Source organism: Acidovorax sp. HMWF029 (assembly GCF_003060895.1).
GTDB lineage: Bacteria > Pseudomonadota > Gammaproteobacteria > Burkholderiales > Burkholderiaceae_C > Acidovorax.
Window position 1 is genome coordinate 1 of the sequence record NZ_QAIH01000253.1, and the last position, 22880, is coordinate 22880.

Below are 22880 nucleotides of genomic sequence, written 5' to 3' on the forward strand. Positions count from 1 at the left end.
CCCTCTACCCCATGCCCCTGCCATCGCACGCCACCGCTGCCCCCTCCGGGCAGGGCATCGCCCCCTCCCTCTGGGCCACGCCCCCTGTCTTTCATTTATTCTCATCGCGCCATGCTGGACCCTCTCCTGATTGTTGAACTCGGTGTGTTGGGCCTGGCCACCGGCTTTCTCGCCGGCCTGCTGGGCATTGGTGGCGGCATGTTGCTGGTGCCGTTCCTGACCTACATCCTGGGAGCACAAAAAGTCGCCCCAGACCTTGCCGTGAAGATGGCGATTGCCACGTCAATGGCCACCATCATGTTCACTTCGGTCTCCAGCGTGCGCGCTCACCACAAGCGGGGTGCGGTGCGCTGGGACATCGTCAAGCGCCTGGCTCCCGGTATCGTGCTGGGTGGTTTTCTGGCGAGCTTGGGCGTGTTCGCATTGCTCAAGGGTTCCTTCCTGGCCATTTTCTTTGCACTCTTCGTGAGCTTCTCTGCCACGCAGATGTTCCTTGACAAAAAACCTGCTCCCACGCGCCAGATGCCCGGTGGTGCTGGCCAGATGGCAGCCGGCGGTGTGATCGGATTTCTGTCCGGCCTGGTGGGGGCCGGCGGTGGCTTCGTGAGTGTGCCTTTCATGACCTGGTGCAATGTATCCATCCACAACGCAGTGGCCACCAGTGCAGCGCTCGGTTTTCCGATTGCGCTGGCCAATGTGGTCGGCTACGTGGTGGGCGGGCAGAACGTGGCGGGCTTGCCCACGGCATCCCTGGGCTATGTCTGGCTGCCCGCGCTCGCTGTGATCGCCACTTGCAGCGTGCTGACCGCACCACTGGGCGCGAAGGCAGCGCACAGCCTGCCCGTGAAGCAGCTCAAGCGCGTTTTCGCCTACCTGCTGTTTGGCCTAGCGGCCTACATGTTATGGAAGGGCGTGACAGCCCTTTGAGGCTGCGGCGCAACCAGAGCCACCGAGCTGGCCAAAACAGCTGGGAACTTCGCCCGCCAGCTCTCAACAGGGGCTTAGGAAATGATCGGACTGTGCTTTCCCTGCGCCTTCAGCGGCAGGGGCTCACGCAGCATGGCACGAAACTTGTCGGCCGGAAGCCCGGGGGCGCACAGGAAGCCCTGGTAGTGCTCGCACAGCATCTGCTGCAACACGGCCTGCTGAGTTTCGGTTTCCACACCTTCCGCCACCACCTCGATGTGCATGGCGCGCCCCATGCTGATGATGGCGCTCACGATGGCCCGGTCACCATCGTCATCGGGCAAGCCACGCACAAAAGACTGATCGATCTTGAGTTTGTGGATCGGCAACTTCTTGAGGTAGGCCAGACTGGAGTACCCCGTGCCAAAGTCATCAATGGCCAAGCCAATGCCCAGATCGGCCAGCACGCGCAGACGCAGCTCCATCTCCTGCGCATCCTGCAACAGGATGGTTTCCGTCAACTCCAGCTCCAGCAAGGTCGGCGGGAGCTGGTGCACGGCCAGCAGGCGCGTAATCCGATCCACAAAATCGGGTTGACGGAATTCAAGGGCAGACACGTTCACAGAAATCATGATCGGCATGCCGCTGTGCATCCACACCGCCGCCTCGCGTACCGCCTGCTCCATCACCCAAGCGCCCAGAGTCACAATGTAGCCCGACTCCTCCGCCAGCGGAATGAACACGCCAGGCGAGACCGCACCGAACTCGGGATCAGTCCACCGAATCAGTGCCTCAGCCCCGGTAATGCGCCCTGTGGCCATGTTGACCTGGGGCTGGTAATGCACGGCCAGGCGCTGCAGGCCCAGAGCCTGTCGCATGGCATGCTCCATCTGCATGCGGGCCAACAGGTTGGCATTCATCTGAGGCTGGTAGAAGCCGTAGCTGCCACGCCCCCGCTCCTTGACCCGATACATCGCAGTATCAGATTGCTTGATCAGGTCATCCAGCGTCGCCCCATCCTGCGGATACAAAGCAATACCAATGCTGCACTGGATAGAGAACCCCATGCTGTCGAGCATGAAGGGTTTGAGCATGTCGTCCAGGATGCGGCGCGCCACACTCTCAGCCACTGGTGCATCACCACCGTGCAGGTAGATGACGAACTCATCTCCCCCTAGCCGACAAAGCATGTCGGTCTGTCGCAGGCAGGTCTGCAAGCGCTCAGCCACCAGTTGCAGCACACGGTCGCCAAACGGGTGTCCCAGGGAATCGTTAATGATCTTGAAACGGTCCAGGTCCAGAAAGAGGATGGCAAACCCGGTGTCGCTCTGCCGCGCCCCCTGGATCGCAGTGTCCACCCGCTGAGACAACAGCAGCCGGTTCGGCAGGCCGGTAAGCACGTCGCTGTAGGCCAGCTCCTCAATGCGTTTCTGCGCAGCATGCTGCAGCGTAAGGTCACGCATGAAGCCAATGCTCTGCACCAGACGTCCCTCGTCGTCACGCAGCGCCACCCAGGACAGTTGCACAGCGCAGTAGGCCCCGTTGTCTCGGGGCAACCAAAGCTCCCCCTCCCAGAAGCCGTCACGCGACCAGCCCTGCTGCACCCGCTCCATGAAGGTAGCATCCGAGCCGCCACCAAACAGCGATGCCGCCATGCAGCCCTCAAAGGCTTTGGCCGCCGGCCCCACCAGACGCTCGCAGCCCGGGTTCATGCGCATGATGCGGTGCTGACTGTCCGCGATAAAAATGGCATCCAAGCTGGACTCAAACACGCGAGCTGCCAAGCGCAGGCTGGCCTGGATTTCAGTCTGCCGAGTGATGTCCCGGTACGAATAGACGCGCCCTACAGCTCGCCCCTGGCGAAACTGCGGCACGGTCCGCATTTCGAGCACCACACCACTGCGCAACTCCAGGACATCCGTGCTCTCCTGCATGGGTTCGCGCTCAATGGCAGCCATGCGCTCGGCGTAGGTGCGGGCATCTGCCACCTGACTGGCCATGAAGGCATACACGGCCGCATCGTCGCGCTCTACCAGCAGCTGGCGCGGCAAGCCCCAGAGCTGGGCCAGCCTCTGGTTGAAGGCGCGCACACTGCGGTCCAGCCCGCACACCAAAATGCCGTCTGCCGCAGAATCCAGCGTCGCACGCAATTCAGACAACAAGGTTTCCAGCTCGCGTTCAGTCGCCTCCTGGGCGCTGCGGTCGAGCATGGTCAGCATGAAGACCATGCGCCCATCCAGCCCCCAGGGCACACGCACCACATGCCGCTCCACAGGCACCAACTGGCCATTGGCGCACACCAGGCTGGTGTACGAATGGATTCCAGCCGCAATCACTTCCAGCGGTTCAGCCCAGAACGCCTGGTCTTGTGGAGTGGCTGCGAGGCTCAGCACTGACTTGCCCGCCATGTCGGCTGCAGGCATACCCACCAGGCGCGCGGCTGCAGCGTTCGCATGCAGGATCAGGTGGTGTACCTCGTCGACCAGCCAGACGGCTTCCTGCAACCCATCAAGCCAGCCTTGCGATTGCAAATCGGTCACGTACCCGCCTCTTCAGGACCGGGGCTGACCGCTCGCTCAAAAAAGTAACAGATGCGCTGCCGCGGTGACAGGTAGTCAAGCGCGTCGCGTGGTAGCTGTGCCGGTTTGAGGCTGCGGCGTATACCTAGCTCGGGAACGCTTTCTAGGTCCATGATGGGGGCTTCATCCTTGGGCACCCTTGAGTCGTGGACGATGACCCTGGGCCGCAAGGGGCGCGAAGAATTCACCGAGGCTACGATCGCATAACGGTCGTTGACCAGCTGGACGATAGAGCCTGGCGGATACACCCCCATCATGCGGATGAAAGCGCCCAACACCACGGAGTCGAATTTCGCCTTGAGCTGGGCAAATATGACGGACAACGCCTCGTGGGGTGTGAGGGCATCCACACCCACTGCAGGGTTGCACATGCGGTCGTAACGATTGACAAGCGCCAGCACCTGGCTCGCCCGCCCCATGTCTGCACCGGTGAGCCGCAGCGGAAACCCGCTGCCATCAGCCATTTCATGGTGCCGGGCCACCGCCAGCACCACAGCCTCAGGAAAACCCATGCGCTTGGCCATCGCCACAGACTCCGCCACATGGGTTTCATACCTCGACCGCTCCATCAAGGGCATCGACGGCGTGGGCTGCCGCAGATTCGGCGGCAGCTTGAGCTTGCCCAGGTCGTGAATCAAGGCCGCCACCCCCAGGCCCTGCAACTCTTCACTTTTCATGCCCAAAGCACGACCAAGCAGCAGCGAAATAACCATGACATTGATAGGGTGCAGGGCGTTGCGTTCGCCCACACCTTCCGACAACAGCCGGATCACCGAATCACCGTTTTCCAGCAGCTCGGAAACACAACCGGACACCAGCACCACGCCTTTTTCACGCGCTAGGTCCGGTTGCTCGGAAACAGCCCGCTCAAGCGCCTGGTACTGCCGAGTCGCCTCAGTGAATCGCTGATTGCAGGCGGCCAGCGACTTATTTTGGGCTTCCAACAACTCGCGCCGCCGCAGGGCCTCGGTGTCCACTGCTGCGGGACCACCAGCGGACTCCGGGCTGCTGGCCTGGGAAACCACCATTTCGGGCACGCTCCAGGCAGCAGGCACCAGCTCCTTGAGTGCCGGGTCACTCTTCTTGGGGAGGTAGCGCACCTCTGTCAACCCTAGTCCCCGCAAGGTGGCGATCTGCTCGGCCGACGCCACCCGGAAACTACTGGTCGGGAAAGGATGATGCATCCAGCCAACATCGAGCTGAATGTACATGCCCACTCGCAGTTGGCTGATGTCGATGAGGATGGAAGAGTTCACTTCAGGCGCACGCGAAACATGGCGGCATCAATGCCACCAATAGTTACGCAGATTATCACCAGTTACGAAGGCTTGTCGAAGAAGCGCATCACCATCGCGGCGATACGGCAACACTTGAGCAAAGCTTGCTCACAGACAGCCCATGGCGTGGCATACAGTCTGAAAACACAGTACATAGTGTCTTGAAACCTCACCGGCTGCCTGGGCACGGACGCACATGCCGCCCCGGCTCGAAAAGCCCGCAGCCTCAGCGGCACCAAAGTGAAGGCTTGTAGACCAGGTCCATCCAGAGTGCCCAAACGGCTACCGCAGTCAGCAGACCTCCAGCGACCCGGGTGCCCCACTCGGCACGCACCAGATTGAGGCGGCTTCGAAGTCGGCTCCATGCCCAGGGACCACCCAGCATCCACGCCCCACTACCCATGGCAAACAACACCATGGTCAGCGCCCCTTCCAAAGCCCCACCACTCAAAGCGGCGACCAGCAGAGCCGAGTACAGCAAACCACAGGGCATCAAGGCCCACAGAACACCTGCTGCCAGCACACCAGCGGGTGCCCCTACCAGTGGTCGCACACGCCCCCACACAGCCCGCCCAGCCAACTCCACCCAAACAGGCTGGCGCGACTGCACCATCATTATCAACCCCCAGGCCATAACAGCCACATGCATCAGGGTCCATACCGGCCGCAGGGCCGTGGTCTGCTGAGTAAGCCACGCCAGACTGTCCATGGCCAAGGCTGCCAGGGCTCCTGCTGACGCATAGCCCACCAGTCGCCCCCCGTGAAACGCGAGGGTGCGCAAAACCACACCACCACGGGGCACCCACTGGACGCCCTGCACAACAGAACCGTCTTGCGCCAAACTGCCCACTCCTTCAGCCGCCGCACCACGTCCCACCAGGGCGCCACAGGGCGCGGCACACATGACCAAACAGTGGGACCCGCCTGCGAGCCCCATGAGCAAAGCCGTCCAGGCAATGGTTGCAAGCATAGGCCTCAAATGATGCGGGAAAACCGGGCGCGATTGCGGTCCGCCTGAAGATAGCGGTCAAACACCATGGCAATGCCCCGCACAAAAAACCAGCCCATGCCCGTTACTTCAATCCCCTCAGGCCCCACCCGTACCAGCCCCTGCTCCGCCATGCTTTCGAGCTGGGCGATCTCCGCTGCAAAGTACTGTCGCACGTCGATCAGCCAAGCCTGCTCCATGGATTCGTAGAGCAGCTCACCCTGGCACATCAGGGCCATGATGGCAGCGCGCCGCACGAGGTCATCACGCGTGAGCGCTAGGCCACGCACCACTGGCAGGCGCCCCTGGTCGAGAAAGTCGTAATACTCATCCAGCGTCTTGGAGTTCTGGCTGTAAGTCGCGCCCACACGACCAATGGCAGACACACCCAGGCCGATCAGATCGCAATCAGGCTGTGTGCTGTAGCCCTGGAAGTTGCGGTGCAGGCGCCCTTGGCGCTTGGCTACCGCCAAGGCATCGGAGGGCAGCGCAAAGTGGTCCATGCCCACATAGACATAACCTGCGTCCATGAACGCATCGAGTGATCGAGACAGCATGGACAGCTTGCTAGACGCCGTGGGCAGCTCGGCCGACACGATGCGACGCTGCGGCTTGAAACGTTCAGGCAGATGCGCGTAGGCGTACAGCGCAATGCGGTCCGGCCGTAACTGCGCCACCCGAGCCAAGGTGCGATCAAACGATTCCGGCGTCTGGCGTGGCAGGCCATAGATCAAGTCCACGTTCACCGAGTCAAAACCCAGCGAGCGTGCGGACTCCACCAGTGCAAACACCTGTTCGGCAGGTTGGATGCGATGCACGGCCTTCTGCACCTCAGCATCAAAATCCTGCACCCCGAAACTAAGCCGGTTGAACCCCAGCTCGGCCAGCAACGCCAGCCTGTCGGCGTTCACAGTACGGGGATCCACCTCAATGGAATATTCACCGCCCGGCGCCAAGGTAAAGCTGCGCTTGAGCATGGCCATCAGTTCACGCAAACCCGCATCCGACATGAACGTGGGCGTCCCCCCACCCAGATGCAACTGACTCACAACTTGACCCACTCCACAGTGCGAGGTGTGCAGATCGATCTCGCGGCTCAAGTAGCGCAGGTAGACTTCAGCACGGTCATGGTGCTTGGTGATGATCTTGTTGCAGGCGCAGTAGTAACAAAGCGATTCGCAGAACGGAATGTGCACATACAAGGACAACGGCAAGGCCTTTGCCCCCGAGCCCGTTCGGCGCTGCTCCAGTGCCAGGACGTAGTCTTCCTGCCCGAACGCTTCGACAAACCGGTCAGCTGTCGGGTAGGAGGTGTAGCGGGGCCCCGGCACGTCAAAACGGCGCAGGAGATCGGGCGAAACAGCGGTCATGGGGGAATATCCTTGCGTACACCTTGACTGTGCCGCACCCTCCAAAACATGTCCTTGACCTGCATCAAGCGAACGACCAAACCCACGAGCGACAATTTGATGCGTGTCAGTCGTTCAGACTCAGATGCCCGAGCAAGGTCTTCCCAGCTTTTCGCATCGGGCGCGATATGCTCGACACCTAACATCCCAGCTAACGTGCCTATGAACCCGCTCTCCATCAAAGTCGCCTGCTCCAACTGCAACCTGCGCGAACTGTGCATGCCAGTGGGCCTTAACGAGGAGCAACTGCAGCGCATCGATGAAGTCGTTGCAGTGCGCCGCAAAGTCAAACGGGGTGGCACGCTATTCCGCAATGGTGAATCCTTCACATCACTCTACGCCATCCGTACGGGCTTCTTCAAGACCTGTGTCGCCACCGAAGATGGCCGAGACCAGGTCACCGGTTTTCAGATGGCTGGCGAGATCATTGGCCTTGATGGCATCGTGAACGACCACCACACCTGCGACGCAGTGGCTCTGGAAGACGCGGAGGTCTGCGTGATGCCCTTCGACCGCATTGAAGAACTCTCCCGCGAAGTCACAGCTCTTCAGCACCATGTGCACAAAATCATGAGCCGCGAGATCGTGCGTGAACACGGCGTGATGCTGCTTCTGGGCAGCATGCGCGCCGAAGAACGCCTCGCCGCCTTTTTGCTGAATCTGGTCCAACGCCTTCATGCACGCGGCTTCTCGCAGTCCGAATTGGTGCTGCGCATGACCCGCGAAGAAATCGGCAGCTACCTGGGCCTGAAACTCGAAACTGTCAGCCGCACTTTCTCCAAGTTTGTGGAAGAAGGCATTGTGGAAGTCAAACAGCGCCATGTCCGCATCCAGGATACGGAAGCCCTCAAGCGCATCGTCAACAGCCAGCAAGCCTGCCACTGATCTGGCAACGCTCCTGGTCCGCTCGCCAACCGCCGACCAGCCGGCCAAAAGTGCCCCGCTCTTTCCTCAGGAGCAGGAAGATGTCTTGCGGCAATCGTCCGGTCGCTCCTCCTCGGGCACCGGGCAGCGGTTCAGCTCAAAGGGTGACATGGCCAGCAACGTGGTCAACGCGCTGGATGCCATGGCGATGATCCAGAAAACAAAAAAAGCCAGCGTGTAGACACCCTGCCGCGACAGCGCCAGGGGCTGCCCGAACCACTGCAGATCCTGGGGGTCTACCATGGCGAAAACAAGCATCTCCAGCACCCCTGCCATCAAGAAGGCAGGCCATGCAATCCACATCAGGCGTTGCGTCCACATATCGTTCCTGTCTCTTCGGGAGCTCGATTGCAGCAAGGCTGCACTACTGGTAAGCCAAGGCCTTGCGCAGCTTCAACGCGGTTGGTCTTGCACGGGTGTGGCGGCGTGGTTGCGTCCCTTCATGGCTGGCGCCAGACTCTTCTCGGGTGCTTCCAGCGTTTTATTGATCTCAATCCCCTGACGGTAGTAATCCTCCGCAACCACAGGATCTGGCCGAGACAACGCCAACCACAAGGTCACAAAACCCGCGACGATCACAATGGCCGGGCCGGCAATCACCAGCCAGACATGGCCGAATTTCCACCAGGGCGCTGCCGCAACGGGGGCAATGGCTGGGTTTGAGGACATGGCGATTTACTCCTTCACAATCATCTCAATCAACACAAGGCCGGTGTGACCTTGCACCAGGGTGCGGCTCAGCGTGGCACCAAGAACACTGACTTTTCCGTCACATGGGCAGCGGAGCCAATGGCCTGCACATCAAACTGGACGGCATGGGAGCCCGAGCTTGTCGAACCATAAGGGATCTGTAAACGCACGGCCACCCAGCGCGACTCCGCAGGGCCGATATCCACCTCGGCATCCGAGGAAACCTCCAGCCCTTCAAGCCCCCGAGCGCTGATGCGATAACGTTGCTCGCTTTCCGTAGCATTCATGATCTGCAGGCGGTAGATGTTTTCCAGCTTGCCACCCGCCACGATGCGCGAAAGCGCCGCTCGGTCCCGGACCACATCGACCTTCAGCGGAGTGCGCACGACCAAGCTGGCCAGCATGGCCACACACAAAGCCACCAGCACCGCGCTGTAAATCAGCACCCGGGGCCGCAGAACACGCCGCAACATCTGCGACTGGACCCACCGCTGGGCCACGCCGTTCTGGGTGGAGTATCGGATTAGTCCCCGGGGGTACTGCATCTTGTCCATGACCGTGTTGCAAGCATCCACACAAAGGCCACAACCGATGCATTCGTACTGAAGGCCCTTGCGAATGTCGATGCCCACCGGGCAAACCTGCACACACAGCGAACAGTCAATGCAGTCGCCCAGCCCCTGCGCCTTGTAATCGGTATTCTTCTTGCGTGGGCCACGCTGCTCACCCCGCTCGGGGTCGTAGGTCACGATCAACGTGTCCTTGTCGAACATGGCACTTTGAAACCGTGCATACGGGCACATGTACTTGCAGACCTGCTCACGCATGTAGCCGGCATTTCCATAGGTGGCAAAGCCGTAGAACAGCACCCAGAAAATCTGCCAGCCGCCCTGCAGCGCCAGCAACTCGCTGCCCAGCTCGCGAATGGGCACGAAGTACCCCACAAAGGTGAATCCGGTCCACAAGGCCACCGCCACCCACACCACCTGCTTGAAGAACTTCTTGCGGATCTTCTCGAAGGTCCAGGGCCCGTTGTCCAGCCGCAGCCGCGCACTGCGATCGCCTTCGATCTTGTGCTCGATCCACATGAACATCTCGGTGTAGACCGTCTGCGGGCAGGCAAAGCCACACCACAAACGCCCTGCCACTGCCGTGAATAGGAACAGCGACAACGCCGAAATGATCAGCAGCCCCGTGAGGTAGATAAAGTCCTGCGGGTACAGCACCAACCCAAAGATGTAGAAGCGGCGCGCACCCAGGTCGAACAGCACCATCTGGCGCTGCCCCCATTCAAACCAGGGCAGCCCATAAAACAACATCTGCGTGAGCAGCACCATACCCCAGCGCCACCGCGCAAAAAGGCCACTGATGGAGCGCGGATAGATCTTTTTCTGCGCTTCATACAACGAGACGATCTCGCCCTGGGCGGACGGCTCGGACTCCACAGGCGCGATGGGAATGACCTTGCGAGCGGGCTCGCTGGGGGGCTTCATGGTGTCGATCTACTCACGGGGAGTCTAAAAACCTAACAACTAAGAAGCCAGGCAAACACCGCAAGTTGCGGGTAGCCTGGCAGCATCGATCAACGGGTGGCAGCCGCCTGCTTGCCGTTCGACAAACCCCACACGTAGGCCGACAGGACCCCGATCTGTGCTTCCGTCAGCTTGTCTGCCTGTGCAGGCATCTGATTGACCTTGCCGTTGTTGACGATGGCGGTGATCGCCGCCTCACCCCAGCCATGCAGCCAGATATCGTCCGTGAGGTTGGGGGCACCCAGCGCCTGGTTGCCCTTGCCATCCATGCCGTGGCAGGCTGCGCATGCCGTGAACTTGGACTTGCCCAGTGAAGCGCGCAGCGAGTCGTGCGGACTGCCCGACAAGCTAAGGACGTAGTGCGACAGGTTACGCACGTCTTCCGGCGATCCCACTGCAGCCGCCATGGGAGGCATGTTGCCGACGCGCCCCTTTTCCAGCGTTTCGCGTATTTTTTCGGGGGCACCGCCGTGCAGCCAGTCGCTGTCCGCCAGGTTGGGGAAGCCCTTGCTGCCACGGGCATCCGAGCCATGGCACTGTGCGCAGTTGTTCATGAACAGGCGCTCACCAATGGCATGGGCTTGCGGGTCCGCCGCAACGTCCTCGGGTTTCATCGAGGCAAAACGGGCATACAGCGGCTCCAGTTCGGTCTTGGCCTTGGCCATTTCGGCCTCGTACTCGCCCTTCTGGGTCCAGTTCAGCTTGCCCGAAAAACTGCCCAGGCCCGGATAGGCAGCCAGGTAGCCCAGGCCGAAGATGATGGTGATGACGAACAGCCACACCCACCACCGTGGCAGGGGGTTGTTCATTTCGACCAGGTCTTCGTCCCAGACATGGCCCGTGGTGTTGTCGGCCGTCGCCATCACCTTCTTGCGGCCCGCCATCCAAAGCAGGATGCCGCAGGCGATGATGCCGACCAGTGTCAGCGCGGTCACAAAGACCGACCAGAAATTGCTGGTGAAGTCACTCATGGGATATTCTCGTTCTGGTGAGGGTCAATCTTGTTCGAAAGGCAGCTGAGCCGCCTCGTCAAACCGGGACTTGTTGCGGCCCCGGTAGGCCCAGACCCAAATGCCAATGAAGCAGGCCATCGATGCCAGGGTGGCGACGATGCGCATGGTCGTGATGTCCATGGCCAATCTCCTTTACTTGAGCGCGCGGCCCATGACTTGCAGGTAGGCGATGAGGGCGTCCATTTCGGTCTTGCCCTTCACCTCGGCTGCGGCGGCGGCGATCTGCTCGTCGGTGTAAGGCACGCCCACCGTGCGCAGCGCCTTCATGCGGGGCGCCACACTCGCAGGGTCCACCACGCTCTTCTCCAGCCAGGGATAGGCAGGCATGTTGGACTCGGGAACCACGTCACGCGGGTTGTTCAGGTGGATGCGGTGCCATTCGTCGCTGTACTTTCCGCCCACGCGATGCAGATCGGGACCCGTGCGCTTGCTGCCCCACTGGAAGGGGTGGTCGTACACAAACTCGCCCGCCACCGAGTAGTGGCCGTAGCGCAGCGTCTCAGCGCGGAAGGGGCGGATCATCTGCGAGTGGCAGTTGTAGCAGCCCTCGCGGATATACACGTCGCGTCCCACTAACTGGGTGGCGGTGTAGGGCTCCACGCCCTTGACGGCCTCGGTGGTGGACTTCTGGAAGAACAGGGGCACGATCTCCACCAGACCGCCAATGGCGATCACCAGCAGGATCAGCACGATCATCAGGAAGTTGTTGGTCTCGATCTTCTCGTGCGAGAAGCCGGTGGAGGAAGATGAATTGTTATTGGACATGAATAGACTCCTTCGGCTCAGGCGTGGGCAGCATTCACGGCAGGAATGGCCACCTTGACCGAGCGGCCAGAGATCGCGGTCATCCAAACGTTCCAGGCCATGATGACCATGCCCGCCAGGTACAGCAGGCCACCGGCCACGCGGATCACGTAGAACGGATAGGTCGCCTTGACGCTCTCGACAAAGGTATAGGTCAGCGTACCGTCGGGGTTGATGGCGCGCCACATCAGGCCCTGCATCACACCGGCGATCCACATGGCAGCGATGTAGAGCACGATGCCGATGGTGGCCATCCAGAAGTGCAGTTCAATCGCCTTGATGGAATGCATCTTTTCGCGGCCAAACAGGCGCGGCACAAGGTAGTACAACGAACCCATCGAGATCAGGCCCACCCAACCCAACGCGCCAGAGTGCACGTGGCCCACGGTCCAGTCGGTGTAGTGGCTCAGCGCGTTGACGGTCTTGATGGACATCATCGGGCCTTCGAACGTGGACATGCCGTAGAAGGACAGCGACACGATCAGGAAGCGCAAGATGGGGTCGTCACGCAGTTTGTGCCATGCGCCCGACAGAGTCATGATCCCGTTGATCATGCCGCCCCAGCTAGGAGCCAGCAGAATGAGAGAGAACACCATGCCCACCGATTGCGTCCAGTCAGGCAGCGCGGTGTAGTGCAGGTGGTGGGGACCAGCCCACATGTAGGTGAAGATCAGCGCCCAGAAGTGCACGATCGACAGGCGATACGAATACACGGGGCGGCCTGCCTGCTTGGGGATGAAGTAATACATCATCCCCAGGAAGCCAGCCGTAAGGAAGAAGCCCACGGCGTTGTGGCCGTACCACCATTGCACCATGGCATCCTGCACGCCTGCATAGGCCGAGTAGCTCTTCATGAGCCCTGCGGGAATGGCCGCGCTATTGACCAGGTGAAGCAGCGCCACCGCCAGGATGAACGCTCCAAAAAACCAGTTAGCCACGTAGATGTGCTTGACCTTGCGGGTACCAATGGTTCCAAAGAACACGATGGCATAGGACACCCACACCAGCGTGATCAAGATGTCAATGGGCCACTCCAGCTCGGCATATTCCTTGCCAGAGGTGTAGCCCATCGGCAAGCTGACCACAGCTGCGGCGATGACCAGCACCCAGCCCCAGAAAGTGAATGCAGCCAACGGCCCGGCGAATAACCGGACCTGACAGGTGCGCTGCACAACGTAGTAGCTGGTGGCGAACAGGGCACTGCCGCCAAAACCGAAGATCACCGCATTGGTGTGCAAGGGGCGCAAGCGCCCATAACTAAGCCAGGGAATGCCAAAGTTGAGTTCTGGCCAAGCCAGCTGGGCGGCGATGACAACGCCCACCAGCATGCCTACCACCCCCACAACCACGGCCAAGATAGAAAACTGCCGCACAACCGTATCGTTGTAGTGCGCAGTCATAGTTTTTTGAGAATCCATCGGGCACCTCTTTGTATTGCAGTAAGAGTTTGTTGCAGTCGGCTCTGTGGGGCATTGACACAAGTCAACCGTCTCGGAGAATGCGCTCCCCCTCTTGCTCCACGCTCTCGAACTGGCCGTGGTAAACAGCCCACCACAACCCACCCAGGATCAAAAGCACCAGCAAAACAGACAGCGGGATCAGGAGATAAAGGATGTCCATTAGACGGGCTCCAGGGTTGTCTTGGGAGGATTCAGGGGCAATGGCTGCGCCTTGCCCGCAATAGAGGCCTCGGCCTCAGCATCGGCCAAGGCGGGCGATGCAGGCAGGCCACGCGCCAGCCGCGCGGCATTGAGCACCACCAGCAGCGAACTCAGTGCCATGCCTAGCCCGGCCAGCCAGGCGGGCATCCAGCCTGCCACGGCCAGCGGCACACACAGCGCGTTGTAGCCTGCAGCCCACCACAGGTTCTGGCGCACCACACGCAGCGTGCGGCGCGCCAGCAACACGGTCTGCGGTACCAGCGCAAGGCTGTCGCCCAGCACCACAAAGTCCGCCCGCGACTGCGCCAGCGGCACGGCGCGGCCAAATGCAAACGACACATGTGCCCCGGCCAGCACCGGGCCATCGTTGAGGCCATCCCCCACCATGGCCACCTGCCGCCCGCCAGCTTGCAGCGCCCGCAGGGCCGCCAGCTTGCCCTGAGGAGAGCATTCGCCCTGCGCATGCGCAATGCCAGCCTGCGAGGCCACGCGCTGCACAGCCGCCAGGCGGTCACCGGACAACAGTTGCACGGCCACACCTTCCTTGCGCAGCGCGGCAACCACCGCCGGTGCCTCGCTGCGCAGGTCTTCCACCAAATCGAATCGGGCCAGCTCCACCGGAACGCCATCAGGCCCCTGCGCCGACAGCACGACCTGCAGCGCAGCGGCACCCTGCTGCGGAGCAACCCCGGCGTGGCGGGCCGAGCCCAGCCAGACCTTGCAATCGGGCACGACGCCGGTGTTGTCAGACACGGCAGCGCTCAAGCCCAGGCCCGCGTCTTCCTGCAGATGGGCCACGGCCCACCGCCCCCCGGGACCACGGGCAGACTCCGGGGCTGCGGCCACCACCGCGCGCGATGCGGGGTGCATGGAGTGGCGCGCCAGGGCGGCAGCCAAGGCCAGCGCGTCATCGGCGGTCCAGCCCTGCGCAGCGCGCACGACCTGCAGCGCCATGCGGTCGCGGGTGAGGGTGCCGGTCTTGTCGAATACCAGGGTATCCACATGGGCCAGCGCCTCCAGCCCCTGCAGGTTGCGCACCAGCACCCCGTGGCGCGCCAGCGTGCCCGCTGCGGTGAGCATGGCCACCGGCGTGGCCAGCGACAGCGCACAAGGGCAAGTCACGATGAGCACAGCCACCGCCACCATGAGCGCATGCCCAGGGTCCGACGGCCACCACCAGGCGGCTGCGAGCCCCGCTGCCAGCAGAACGGCCACCAAAAAAGGCCGCGCAATGCGGTCGGCCAGCAGTGCCAGCCGAGGTTTCTGCAGTGACGCGCTTTCCATCAGCGCTACGATCTGCGCAAACCGGGTCTGCCCTCCCGTGCCCTCCACCAGTACCTCGACGGGCGACTGAAGGTTATAGCTGCCCGCTGTGACGCGGCTGCCCACCGGGCGCGCCACGGGTGTGGATTCGCCGGTCAGAAGCGCCTCATCGGCGTGGGTGTTGCCTGCGGTGATGCAACCATCGGCCGGAAAGGCCTCGCCCGGCAGCACGCGGATGGTGTCGCCCACCACTAGGCGGCGCGTGGCCACACGGGCAAAGGCGCCCGTGGCGTCATCACGCCGCTCCACACTGTCGGGCAGGCGGTTCATCACCGCCTCCAGCGCACCGGCCGTGCGGTCTCTCAGGCGCAGCTCCAGCCACCGGCCCGTGAGCAGGAAGAACACGAACATGGTCAAGGAGTCGTAATACACCTCCTTGCCAAAGATACCGCTCGGGTCGAACGTGCCCGCCGTGCTGACCACAAAGGTGATCGCCATGCCCAACGCCACCGGCAGGTCCATGCTGACGCGGCGCAGTCGGACATCGCGCAGCGCGCTGGCAAAGAAGGGGCCACAAGAGAACACCACCATGGGCAGCGTGATGACCCAAGACGCCCAGCGCAGCAACTGCTCCATCTCGCCCGACAGGTCGCCGGGCTGCGCCACATACGCGGGCCACGCGTACATCATCACCTGCATCATGCAAAAGCCCGCCACCAGCCAGCGCCACAGTGCGCGGCGGCTTTCGCGCTGGCGCTGCGCGCGTGCAAAGGCATCCATGGCCGGCATGGCGCGGTAGCCCGCGTTCTGCACGGCTTTCATCCACTGCGAGGGCAGCACCCTGCCCGGCTGCCACACCACACGCGCGCGGCGCGTGGCCGCACTCACATCGGCCTGCAGTACGCCGGGCACGGCACGCAGCGCGTCTTCGATGGTGAGGGCACAGGCCGCGCAATGCATGCCCTCCAACACCACATGCGAGTCCCAGGTGGAAGATTCAGGGGCACCCTGCGCTGCATCGGCAGTATGGGCAGACAAGGGGCTGCCTGCAGGTGTGCACGGACGACCAAACGCCAGCCATTCCTGCGGGTCGTCCAGCAACTGGGGGGGCGCGGCGGGCGATGAGTCCGCCATGCCATCAGGCAAATGCGCCGGGGAAGCCACCGACGCATCGGGTCGAAACATTGACATGGTTCAAGCCTATCGTTGGGCCATGACAGGTACATTGACCTGCATCAAGTCCCGGAACATGATTCATCCTAAGCTTGATTCATCGTTTTGAGGAGACCTTTTTATGTACAAACGCATCCTTATCGCTACGGACGGCTCCCCCCTATCGGACAAAGCCGTGGAACACGGACTCGCACTGGCCGCCCTCACCGGCGCCTCTGCGGTAGCCCTCAAGGTGGTTCCCCGTTACCCCCGCAGCTACTTTGAAGGCGGCATGCCCGTCGACACCAACGATGTGAAGCGCATCGAAACGCAGTGGGGCGATGCGGCCCAGGCCATGGTCGATGGCGTCAAGGTCCAGGGCGAAGCCCAGGGGGTTTCGGTCAAGCCCGTCATCGCCAAGTCCGATCTGGTGGCCGAGGCCATCATCTCTGCCGCCAAGAAGCACAAGTGCGACCTGATCGTGATGGCATCACACGGCCGCAAGGGCCTCAAGCGCCTGCTGCTGGGCAGCGAGACGCAGCATGTGCTGACGCACTCGCACATCCCGGTGCTGGTGCTGAGATAAGAAGTTTTTAAGAAAAAAAGGGCCTACCGCGCATCCACAAAGCGGTAATAGCTATCAAAAAATGAGCAAAACAAATGGGGCCGTGATGGCCCCATTTGTTTGTGTTGCCCGAGGCTGCGGCCCCGGGGCGCTGAAACCGGGCACCCTGGCGATCGCGCCGCCAGGCCCCCGCCCTGCCATCAGACAAACAACCCCTTGTGCTGCTCACGCAGCAGGTTCTTTTGCACCTTGCCCATGGTGTTGCGGGGCAGCTCGGGCACCACAAAACACTTCTTGGGAATCTTGAAGTTGGCCAGTTGCGACTTGAGCTGCGCCACGATGGCATCGGGGTTGAGTTGAGCGCCCGGCTTGGCAATCACCACGGCCACGCCCACCTCGCCAAAGTCGGGGTGTGGCACGCCCACCAACGCGCTCTCGGCCACGCCAGGCATCTCGTTGATGTAACCCTCGATCTCGGCAGGGTAGACGTTGTAGCCACCGCTGATGATCAGGTCCTTGCTGCGGCCCACGATGCTCACATAGTCACGCTCATCGACCTTGCCCACGTCACCCGTCTTGAACCAGCCGTCAGCCGTGAACTCCTCCTTGGTCTTCTCGGGCATCTGCCAGTAACCCTTGAACACGTTGGGGCCCCGCACCTGGATATTGCCGATCTCGCCCACAGGCAGGGGCTTGTTGGCGTCATCCACCACACGCAGGCCCACCCCCGGCAGCGGGAAGCCCACGGTGGCGCCGCGCCGCTCGGTTTGCCCCGCGTGGCGCTTGTCAGCGGCATAGGGGTTTGAAGTGAGCATGATGGTCTCGCTCATACCGTAGCGCTCCAGAATGGTATGGCCGGTGCGCTGCTGCCATTCGTTGAAGGTCTCGATCAAGAGTGGCGCAGAGCCCGCGATGAACAAGCGCATGCTCTTCGCCGCTTCCTTCGTGAGCCCCGCTTCGGCCAGCAGGCGCACATACAGCGTGGGCACGCCCATGAAGACAGTGGCACGCGGCATGGCGGCCAGCACGGCCTTGGGGTCGAACTTGGCGAACCAGATCATCTTGCTGCCGTTGATGAGCGCACCGTGGATGGCCACGAACAGGCCGTGCACGTGGAAGATGGGCAGCGCGTGGATCAGCACGTCGCCACGTCCATCAGGCCCTCCAGTAGCCGTCCAGCCCCAGTAGTCCTTCAAGGTCAGCGCATTGCTGAGCAGGTTGCCGTGCGTGAGCATCGCGCCCTTGCTGCGGCCCGTCGTTCCGCTGGTGTAGAGGATGGCTGCAAGGTCATCGGCCGATTTCTGCGCGGGTGTATGCACGTCGCTGTGGTGCGCAGCACGCTCCAGCAGACTGCCCGTGCGGTCGTCGCCCAGCGTAAAGACATGGCCCGTACCCTGGGTAAAGGCAATTTTTGACACCCAGCCAAAGTTGCCGGGTGTGCACACCACAACGCCAGGCTCGGCGTTGCCGATGAAGTACTCAATCTCAGCGCTCTGGTAGGCCGTGTTGAGCGGCAAAAACACATACCCCGCGCGCAGCGTGGCCAGGTACAGCACCATGGCCTCGACCGACTTTTCAACCTGCACGGCCACGCGGCTGCCCTCGGGCAGCTTGAGTGACTCCAGCAGGTTGGCCATGCGGGCGCTGGCGCGGTCCAGGTCGCCCCAGGTGTAGAACAGGGGCGTGCCATCGGGCGCCGTGGTCTCCACGGCGGTGCTCGACAGGTCGGCAGGGAAAGCTGCGCGCAAGGCGCTGAAGAGGTTCTGTTGGCTCATGGCTTGGGCTGTTGCTTTTTAAACAAGGAAGAAGACGAAAGGCAGGCCTGTAGCGGCACGGTCAAAACACCGGCGGACGCTTGTCCAGGAATGCGGTGATGCCCTCGCGGTGCTCGGCGCTGTTCGCATAGCCGTAGGGGTCAGGCACACCGTTTACTATGTTTTCGATAGCTGAAAACTCTTTACTGTCGCGCGCAGAAGGCATTTTTAATGCCCTTAAAGTCTGTTTGTTCATGCGCGCGGCCTGCGGGGCGAGCGCCGCCACCCGCTGCGCACTGCCCAGAGCGTCGGCGGCCACCATGTCGTCGGCCACCACCCGGCTCAGAAAACCACGCGCCAGCATGTCGGGGGCGCTGAAGGTGGCGGCCTCCAGCAACATCTGGCGGGCCACCACCTCGCCCACCGCGCCCGCCACCAGCTGCGCCTCGCGCGGGGCCATGGGAAAGCCGAGCTTGGCGATGGGGGCGCCGAATCGGGCGGTGCTGCCCGCAATGCGGATGTCGCAGCAACTCGCGATCTCCACGCCCGCGCCCATGCAAGCCCCGCTGATGCTGGCCACGATGGGCGCGTCGCAAGCCAGCATGGCGTGGAGCCCGCCCCACACGTCGTTTTCATGGAAGTCGCGCAGCGCCGCTGCATCAAAACGGAAATCGGGGTACTCGGAAATATCGCCGCCAGCACAAAACGCCCCGCCCTCGCCCGTGATGAGCACGCAGCGTGCATCGGCCCGGCGCTGAATGTCTTCAAACACCGCACGCAGCTGCCGCCACATGGGCCGCGACATGGCGTTCAACCGCCCGGTGTGGCGCAGGGTGATATGCACCACACCGCCCTCACCGACACTCATCAACACTTCACCTGGCATCTTGGCAATCCATCAAGTTATGCACACTACTCAGCACTAAGAGTGCGCGCTGCGCCATCGCCAGTGCCACCGTGGAACTGGCTCCGCCAGGCCACGGGTGGCATCCCCCTTGGGGGATGGCGCGAAGCGCCTCAGGGGGTTAGTCAAGCTTTGCGCCAGAGGCTTTCACCACCGCCGCCCAGCGCTTGACCTCGCTGCTCACCATGCCCGCAAACTGCTGCTGCGTCATGCCGCCAAATTCCGCACCATTGTTGGCCCAGATGGCCTTGAGTTCATCGGCGCTGCCCAGCTTGCGCACCTCATCCACGATGCGCGCCTGCATATCGGCGGGCGTGCCCTTGGGCGCCCACAGGCCGTACCAGGTCGTAACGGTGTAGTCGGGCAGGCCCACTTCGGCAGCGCAGGGCACGTCAGGGAAGGCTGCGTTGCGCTTGGAACCCGACACCATCAGCGCCTTGATGCGGCCAGCCTTAATGTGTGCTGCCGACGAACCCAGGCCGTCAAACATCATGTCCACCTGGCCGCCGATCAGGTCCTGCAGCGCGGGGCCCGCGCCCCGGTAGGGGATGTGGGTGATGAATGTGCCCGTCTGCTGCTTGAACAGCTCACCCGCCATGTGGTGCGAGGTGCCCGCACCGGCCGAGCCGTAGTTGAGCTTGGCAGGGTTGCGCTTGACGTAGTCCATGAACTGCTGAAAGTTGCTCGCGGGCACGGCCTTGGGGTTGACCACCAGCACCTGGGGCACGTTGGCCAACAGGAACAGCGGCACAAAGTCCTTCTCGATGTCGTAATCGAGCTTGGGGTACATCGATGGAGCGATGGCGTGATGCACGGCGCCCATGAACAGGGTGTAACCGTCTGGTGCCGCCTTGGCAGCGAAGCTGGCCCCCACCGTGCCGCCCGCGCCGCCCCGGTTGTCAATGACCAGCGTCTTGCCCGTGGCCTTGGAGAACTGCGCGGCGAGCGGGCGCGCAAAGGCATCGGTGCCGCCCCCGGCCGGAAACGGCACCACCAGGTTCACCGGCTTGGCGGGCCAGGCCGAGGCCTGCGCCCAGCTGCTGCCGCTGACCAAGCCGAGGCCCGCAGCGGCTGCACCCAGCAGCACATCCCGGCGTTGAATTCGCGATGGGTTCATGTTCACTCCTTGTCTCCTGTCGTTTTAAAAAAGAGGCGGTCCGCCCGGCTCCGCACCGGGCGCCACGATCAGTCGCGGCAAAGGCTGTCGATGTCCCCCGACACGGGCACCTTGCCCTGCGCCAGCAAGCTGCGGTGCTTGTCGATGCGCTTCAAGTCATACAGGTAGTTCACCATGAGCCCGTACGATTGTTTCTGCCCTTTGCTGGAAGGGTCGCCCGCCCAGTTCAGACGCTCTACCCGCGCACCGTTGCCCAGGTGGAAGCGGGCTACCGGGTCCACCGGCTTGCCCTCCTGCATCTCGCGGCCCAGATAGTACGCGGCGCATTCCAGCAGCATCTGGCGCACGGGCGACCTGGCATCCAGCTCCAGCGCCTTGTCGATAGCGCCCAGCAGGTGCGTGGCCTGCGGCGGCTCAAAACCCACGGCGCGACCCAGTTCGGCCCGGCGTTTGTCGTCCAGGCGCTCCAGCATCGCGCCCGCATGTTTGGACAGCCAGGCGCGGAAACCCGGGATGGGCGACAGCGTGGCAAAGGTGCGCAGGCGCGGAAACTCGGCCGTGAGCGTCTCCACCACATGCTTGATGAGCGAATCCCCAAAACTCACACCGCGCAGCCCAGTCTGCGTGTTACTGATCGAATAGAAGATGGCCGTGGTGGCCCGGGTGATGTCCACCGGCGCGGCGGCCTCGTCCAGCAAGGGCGTGATGCTGGCAGAGATTTTGTCCACCAGCGCCACCTCCACAAAAATCAGTGGTTCGTTGGGCAGGCGGGGGTGGAAGAAGCCATAGCAGCGGCGGTCGCTGTCCAGGCGGTTCTTCAGGTCGGCCCAGCTGCGGATGTCGTGCACCGCCTCGTACTTGATGAGCTTTTCGAGCAGCGACGCGGGCGAATCCCACGACAGGCGGCGCAGCTCCAGAAACGCCACGTCGAACCAAGTCGAGAACAGGTGCTCCAGCTCGGCATCGAGCGGCAGCAGGCGCTTGTCGGCCTTGAGCAGCGGCAAGATCTCGGCGCGCATGTCCACCAGAAACCGCATGCCTTCGGGGAAGGCCGAGAACCGCTGCAGCAGCCGCGTGCGCGGCGACACCAGCGCGCGGCGCAGGCTGATCTCGGCCTGGCCTTCCTCGGCAGTGCCCGCCGCCGCTTCGTAACGCTGGCGGGCCGACTTGAAGCGCGTGGCGTCGGGCGCGAACTGCTCGCACATCAGCAGCCACATGTCGCGCCTTTCCTCGGGCTCGGCCTTCGCATACCACTCGGCCACGGCCTGGGCGCGGCGTCCGCCTTCAATCTCGCTCACCTGCGGTGCGACGACCTCCTGCAGGTCGGCCAGCAGGCGGCGCAGCGCGCGCGGCGACAGCGCCTCCTGCCCCCGGCGCAGCGTGGCGGCCAGCCTCTCGTTGGTGGAGCGTGGCACGGCCACCTTGGCCACCACATCGGTCACGGACTTGTCGAGTGCGGCCTTGGCCAGCTTTTCACCGGCCTTGTCGGCGGCGGGTGCACTGGTGCGCAGGCGCGACACGCTGCGGGTGATCCATTCGGGGGTGCCGTTCATCATGGTGTCAACCTCGATTGCTGATTGCGTGCGATGTCGCGCAGCGCATCGCGCTGGCGCAACAGATGGGTGCGCATGGCCTCTTCGGCGGCGTCCGAGTCACGCGCCTTCAGGGCGGCAAACACGGCCAGGTGCTCAGCCAGGCTTTGCTGCAGGCGGCCCGGGGCATGCAGCGTCTGGTGGCGCGCCAGGCGCAGGATCTTGCGCAAATCGCCAATCACCTGGGCCAGCCAGCGGTTGTCGGCCAGCGTGATAAAGGCCTCGTGGATGGCGTAGTTGACCTCGTAGTAATCGGTGATGCGCCCCTCGGCCGCACACTGCTGCAGCCGCTGGTGCAGCAGCTCCAGCGCCGCCACATCGGCCCCGCTCGCCTTGAGAGTGGCCTCATGCGCCGCACGGCCTTCCAGCAGCGCAATCACCGGGAACAGGTCGTCCAGGTCCTTGTCGGTGATCTCGGCCACAAAACAGCCCCGGCGCGGCTCATGGCGCAGCAACCCCTCGGCCACCAGCACCTTGAGCGCCTCGCGCAGCGGCGTGCGCGAGATTTCGAGCCGCTCGCACAGCGCCGCCTCGTCCAGAAAGCTGCCGGGCCGCAGGTCACCCGCAAAAATCTGATCCCGCAGCCGCGAGGCGACTTCATCGTGCAGGGAATTCGGAACGGGACGCATGGTGGGCTGGGCTCCAGGGTCGCTGACCCGGTGAGGTACTTTTTTCGATCGCTTGATTCCTATGGCGCACACAGACCGGAAGGAGCCGCCGCAAGCATCCAACGGCTTGCCCCACCTTTAC

At 62.7% G+C, this 22880-nt stretch carries 21 protein-coding genes; 3 read left to right on the top strand and 18 right to left on the bottom strand.

Features of this window, described 5'->3' with window-relative positions:
- Positions 1 to 111: 111 nt before the first annotated feature.
- Positions 112 to 927 carry a sulfite exporter TauE/SafE family protein gene (locus DBR12_RS18250; protein ID WP_108618562.1) on the top strand — a complete coding sequence of 272 codons (816 nt, stop codon included), beginning with the start codon at positions 112 to 114 and terminating at the stop codon, positions 925 to 927.
- Between the two features lie 74 nt (positions 928 to 1001).
- Here the strand turns inward: DBR12_RS18250 and DBR12_RS18255 are convergent, their stop codons facing one another.
- From DBR12_RS18255 to hemN, 4 genes are all read right to left on the bottom strand, one after another.
- Positions 1002 to 3446 (bottom strand): bifunctional diguanylate cyclase/phosphodiesterase, encoded by a 2445-nt coding sequence (locus DBR12_RS18255; RefSeq protein ID WP_108618563.1) that lies wholly within the window; start codon positions 3444 to 3446, stop codon positions 1002 to 1004.
- Positions 3443 to 4741, bottom strand: coding sequence for an HD-GYP domain-containing protein (locus DBR12_RS18260; RefSeq protein ID WP_108618564.1), 1299 nt, complete (start codon positions 4739 to 4741; stop codon positions 3443 to 3445). Before DBR12_RS18260 ends, DBR12_RS18255 begins: the two co-directional genes overlap by 4 nt.
- A gap of 247 nt (positions 4742 to 4988) precedes the next feature.
- Positions 4989 to 5732 (bottom strand): sulfite exporter TauE/SafE family protein, encoded by a 744-nt coding sequence (locus tag DBR12_RS18265; RefSeq protein WP_108618565.1) that lies wholly within the window; start codon positions 5730 to 5732, stop codon positions 4989 to 4991.
- 5 nt (positions 5733 to 5737) lie between these two features.
- Positions 5738 to 7120 (bottom strand): oxygen-independent coproporphyrinogen III oxidase, encoded by a 1383-nt coding sequence (gene hemN, locus DBR12_RS18270; RefSeq protein WP_108618566.1) that lies wholly within the window; start codon positions 7118 to 7120, stop codon positions 5738 to 5740.
- A gap of 201 nt (positions 7121 to 7321) precedes the next feature.
- Between hemN and fnr the strand changes: the two genes are divergently transcribed.
- Positions 7322 to 8044, top strand: coding sequence for a fumarate/nitrate reduction transcriptional regulator Fnr (fnr, locus tag DBR12_RS18280; protein ID WP_108618568.1), 723 nt, complete (start codon positions 7322 to 7324; stop codon positions 8042 to 8044).
- Between the two features lie 66 nt (positions 8045 to 8110).
- Here fnr and DBR12_RS18285 read toward each other — a convergent pair whose 3' ends face one another.
- From DBR12_RS18285 to DBR12_RS18325, 9 genes are all read right to left on the bottom strand, one after another.
- Positions 8111 to 8404, bottom strand: coding sequence for a hypothetical protein (locus DBR12_RS18285; RefSeq protein ID WP_108618569.1), 294 nt, complete (start codon positions 8402 to 8404; stop codon positions 8111 to 8113).
- Positions 8405 to 8476: 72 nt separating this feature from the next.
- Entirely contained in the window at positions 8477 to 8752 is a 276-nt protein-coding gene (locus tag DBR12_RS18290) for a FixH family protein (protein WP_108618570.1), read from the bottom strand.
- A gap of 68 nt (positions 8753 to 8820) precedes the next feature.
- Positions 8821 to 10266 (bottom strand): cytochrome c oxidase accessory protein CcoG, encoded by a 1446-nt coding sequence (gene ccoG, locus DBR12_RS18295; protein WP_108618571.1) that lies wholly within the window; start codon positions 10264 to 10266, stop codon positions 8821 to 8823.
- Between the two features lie 89 nt (positions 10267 to 10355).
- Positions 10356 to 11276: a cytochrome-c oxidase, cbb3-type subunit III gene (gene ccoP / locus DBR12_RS18300; RefSeq protein ID WP_108618572.1), complete on the bottom strand. Its 921-nt coding sequence runs from the start codon at positions 11274 to 11276 to the stop codon at positions 10356 to 10358.
- Positions 11277 to 11300: 24 nt separating this feature from the next.
- Positions 11301 to 11438: a cbb3-type cytochrome c oxidase subunit 3 gene (locus DBR12_RS18305; RefSeq protein WP_063461825.1), complete on the bottom strand. Its 138-nt coding sequence runs from the start codon at positions 11436 to 11438 to the stop codon at positions 11301 to 11303.
- Positions 11439 to 11450: 12 nt separating this feature from the next.
- Positions 11451 to 12083 (bottom strand): cytochrome-c oxidase, cbb3-type subunit II, encoded by a 633-nt coding sequence (gene ccoO, locus DBR12_RS18310; RefSeq protein ID WP_108618573.1) that lies wholly within the window; start codon positions 12081 to 12083, stop codon positions 11451 to 11453.
- Positions 12084 to 12100: 17 nt separating this feature from the next.
- Positions 12101 to 13540 carry a cytochrome-c oxidase, cbb3-type subunit I gene (ccoN, locus tag DBR12_RS18315; RefSeq protein WP_108618574.1) on the bottom strand — a complete coding sequence of 480 codons (1440 nt, stop codon included), beginning with the start codon at positions 13538 to 13540 and terminating at the stop codon, positions 12101 to 12103.
- 64 nt (positions 13541 to 13604) lie between these two features.
- On the bottom strand, positions 13605 to 13742 hold the full coding sequence (gene ccoS / locus DBR12_RS18320; RefSeq protein WP_094287546.1) for a cbb3-type cytochrome oxidase assembly protein CcoS: 138 nt from the start codon (positions 13740 to 13742) through the stop codon (positions 13605 to 13607).
- Positions 13742 to 16180 carry a cation-translocating P-type ATPase gene (locus tag DBR12_RS18325; protein ID WP_108618575.1) on the bottom strand — a complete coding sequence of 813 codons (2439 nt, stop codon included), beginning with the start codon at positions 16178 to 16180 and terminating at the stop codon, positions 13742 to 13744. The genes ccoS and DBR12_RS18325 overlap by 1 nt, the downstream gene beginning before the upstream one ends.
- A 160-nt stretch (positions 16181 to 16340) precedes the next feature.
- On the opposite strand from DBR12_RS18325, the gene DBR12_RS18330 reads away from it, so the two are divergent.
- Complete coding sequence (locus DBR12_RS18330; protein WP_108618576.1) at positions 16341 to 16784, top strand: universal stress protein; 444 nt, start codon at positions 16341 to 16343, stop codon at positions 16782 to 16784.
- 179 nt (positions 16785 to 16963) lie between these two features.
- Here the strand turns inward: DBR12_RS18330 and DBR12_RS18335 are convergent, their stop codons facing one another.
- The 5 genes from DBR12_RS18335 to DBR12_RS18355 form a co-directional block, all read right to left on the bottom strand.
- Positions 16964 to 18538: a malonyl-CoA synthase gene (locus DBR12_RS18335; protein ID WP_108618577.1), complete on the bottom strand. Its 1575-nt coding sequence runs from the start codon at positions 18536 to 18538 to the stop codon at positions 16964 to 16966.
- A 61-nt stretch (positions 18539 to 18599) separates the two neighbouring features.
- Positions 18600 to 19403 carry an enoyl-CoA hydratase/isomerase family protein gene (locus tag DBR12_RS18340; RefSeq protein ID WP_108618578.1) on the bottom strand — a complete coding sequence of 268 codons (804 nt, stop codon included), beginning with the start codon at positions 19401 to 19403 and terminating at the stop codon, positions 18600 to 18602.
- A 139-nt stretch (positions 19404 to 19542) separates the two neighbouring features.
- Positions 19543 to 20538, bottom strand: a complete 996-nt coding sequence (locus DBR12_RS18345) for a tripartite tricarboxylate transporter substrate binding protein (RefSeq protein WP_108618579.1) — start codon at positions 20536 to 20538, stop codon at positions 19543 to 19545.
- A gap of 68 nt (positions 20539 to 20606) precedes the next feature.
- Entirely contained in the window at positions 20607 to 22091 is a 1485-nt protein-coding gene (locus DBR12_RS18350; protein WP_108618580.1) for a malonyl-CoA decarboxylase, read from the bottom strand.
- Positions 22091 to 22759 (bottom strand): GntR family transcriptional regulator, encoded by a 669-nt coding sequence (locus DBR12_RS18355; RefSeq protein WP_108618581.1) that lies wholly within the window; start codon positions 22757 to 22759, stop codon positions 22091 to 22093. The genes DBR12_RS18350 and DBR12_RS18355 overlap by 1 nt, the downstream gene beginning before the upstream one ends.
- Between the last annotated feature and the right edge of the window lie 121 nt (positions 22760 to 22880).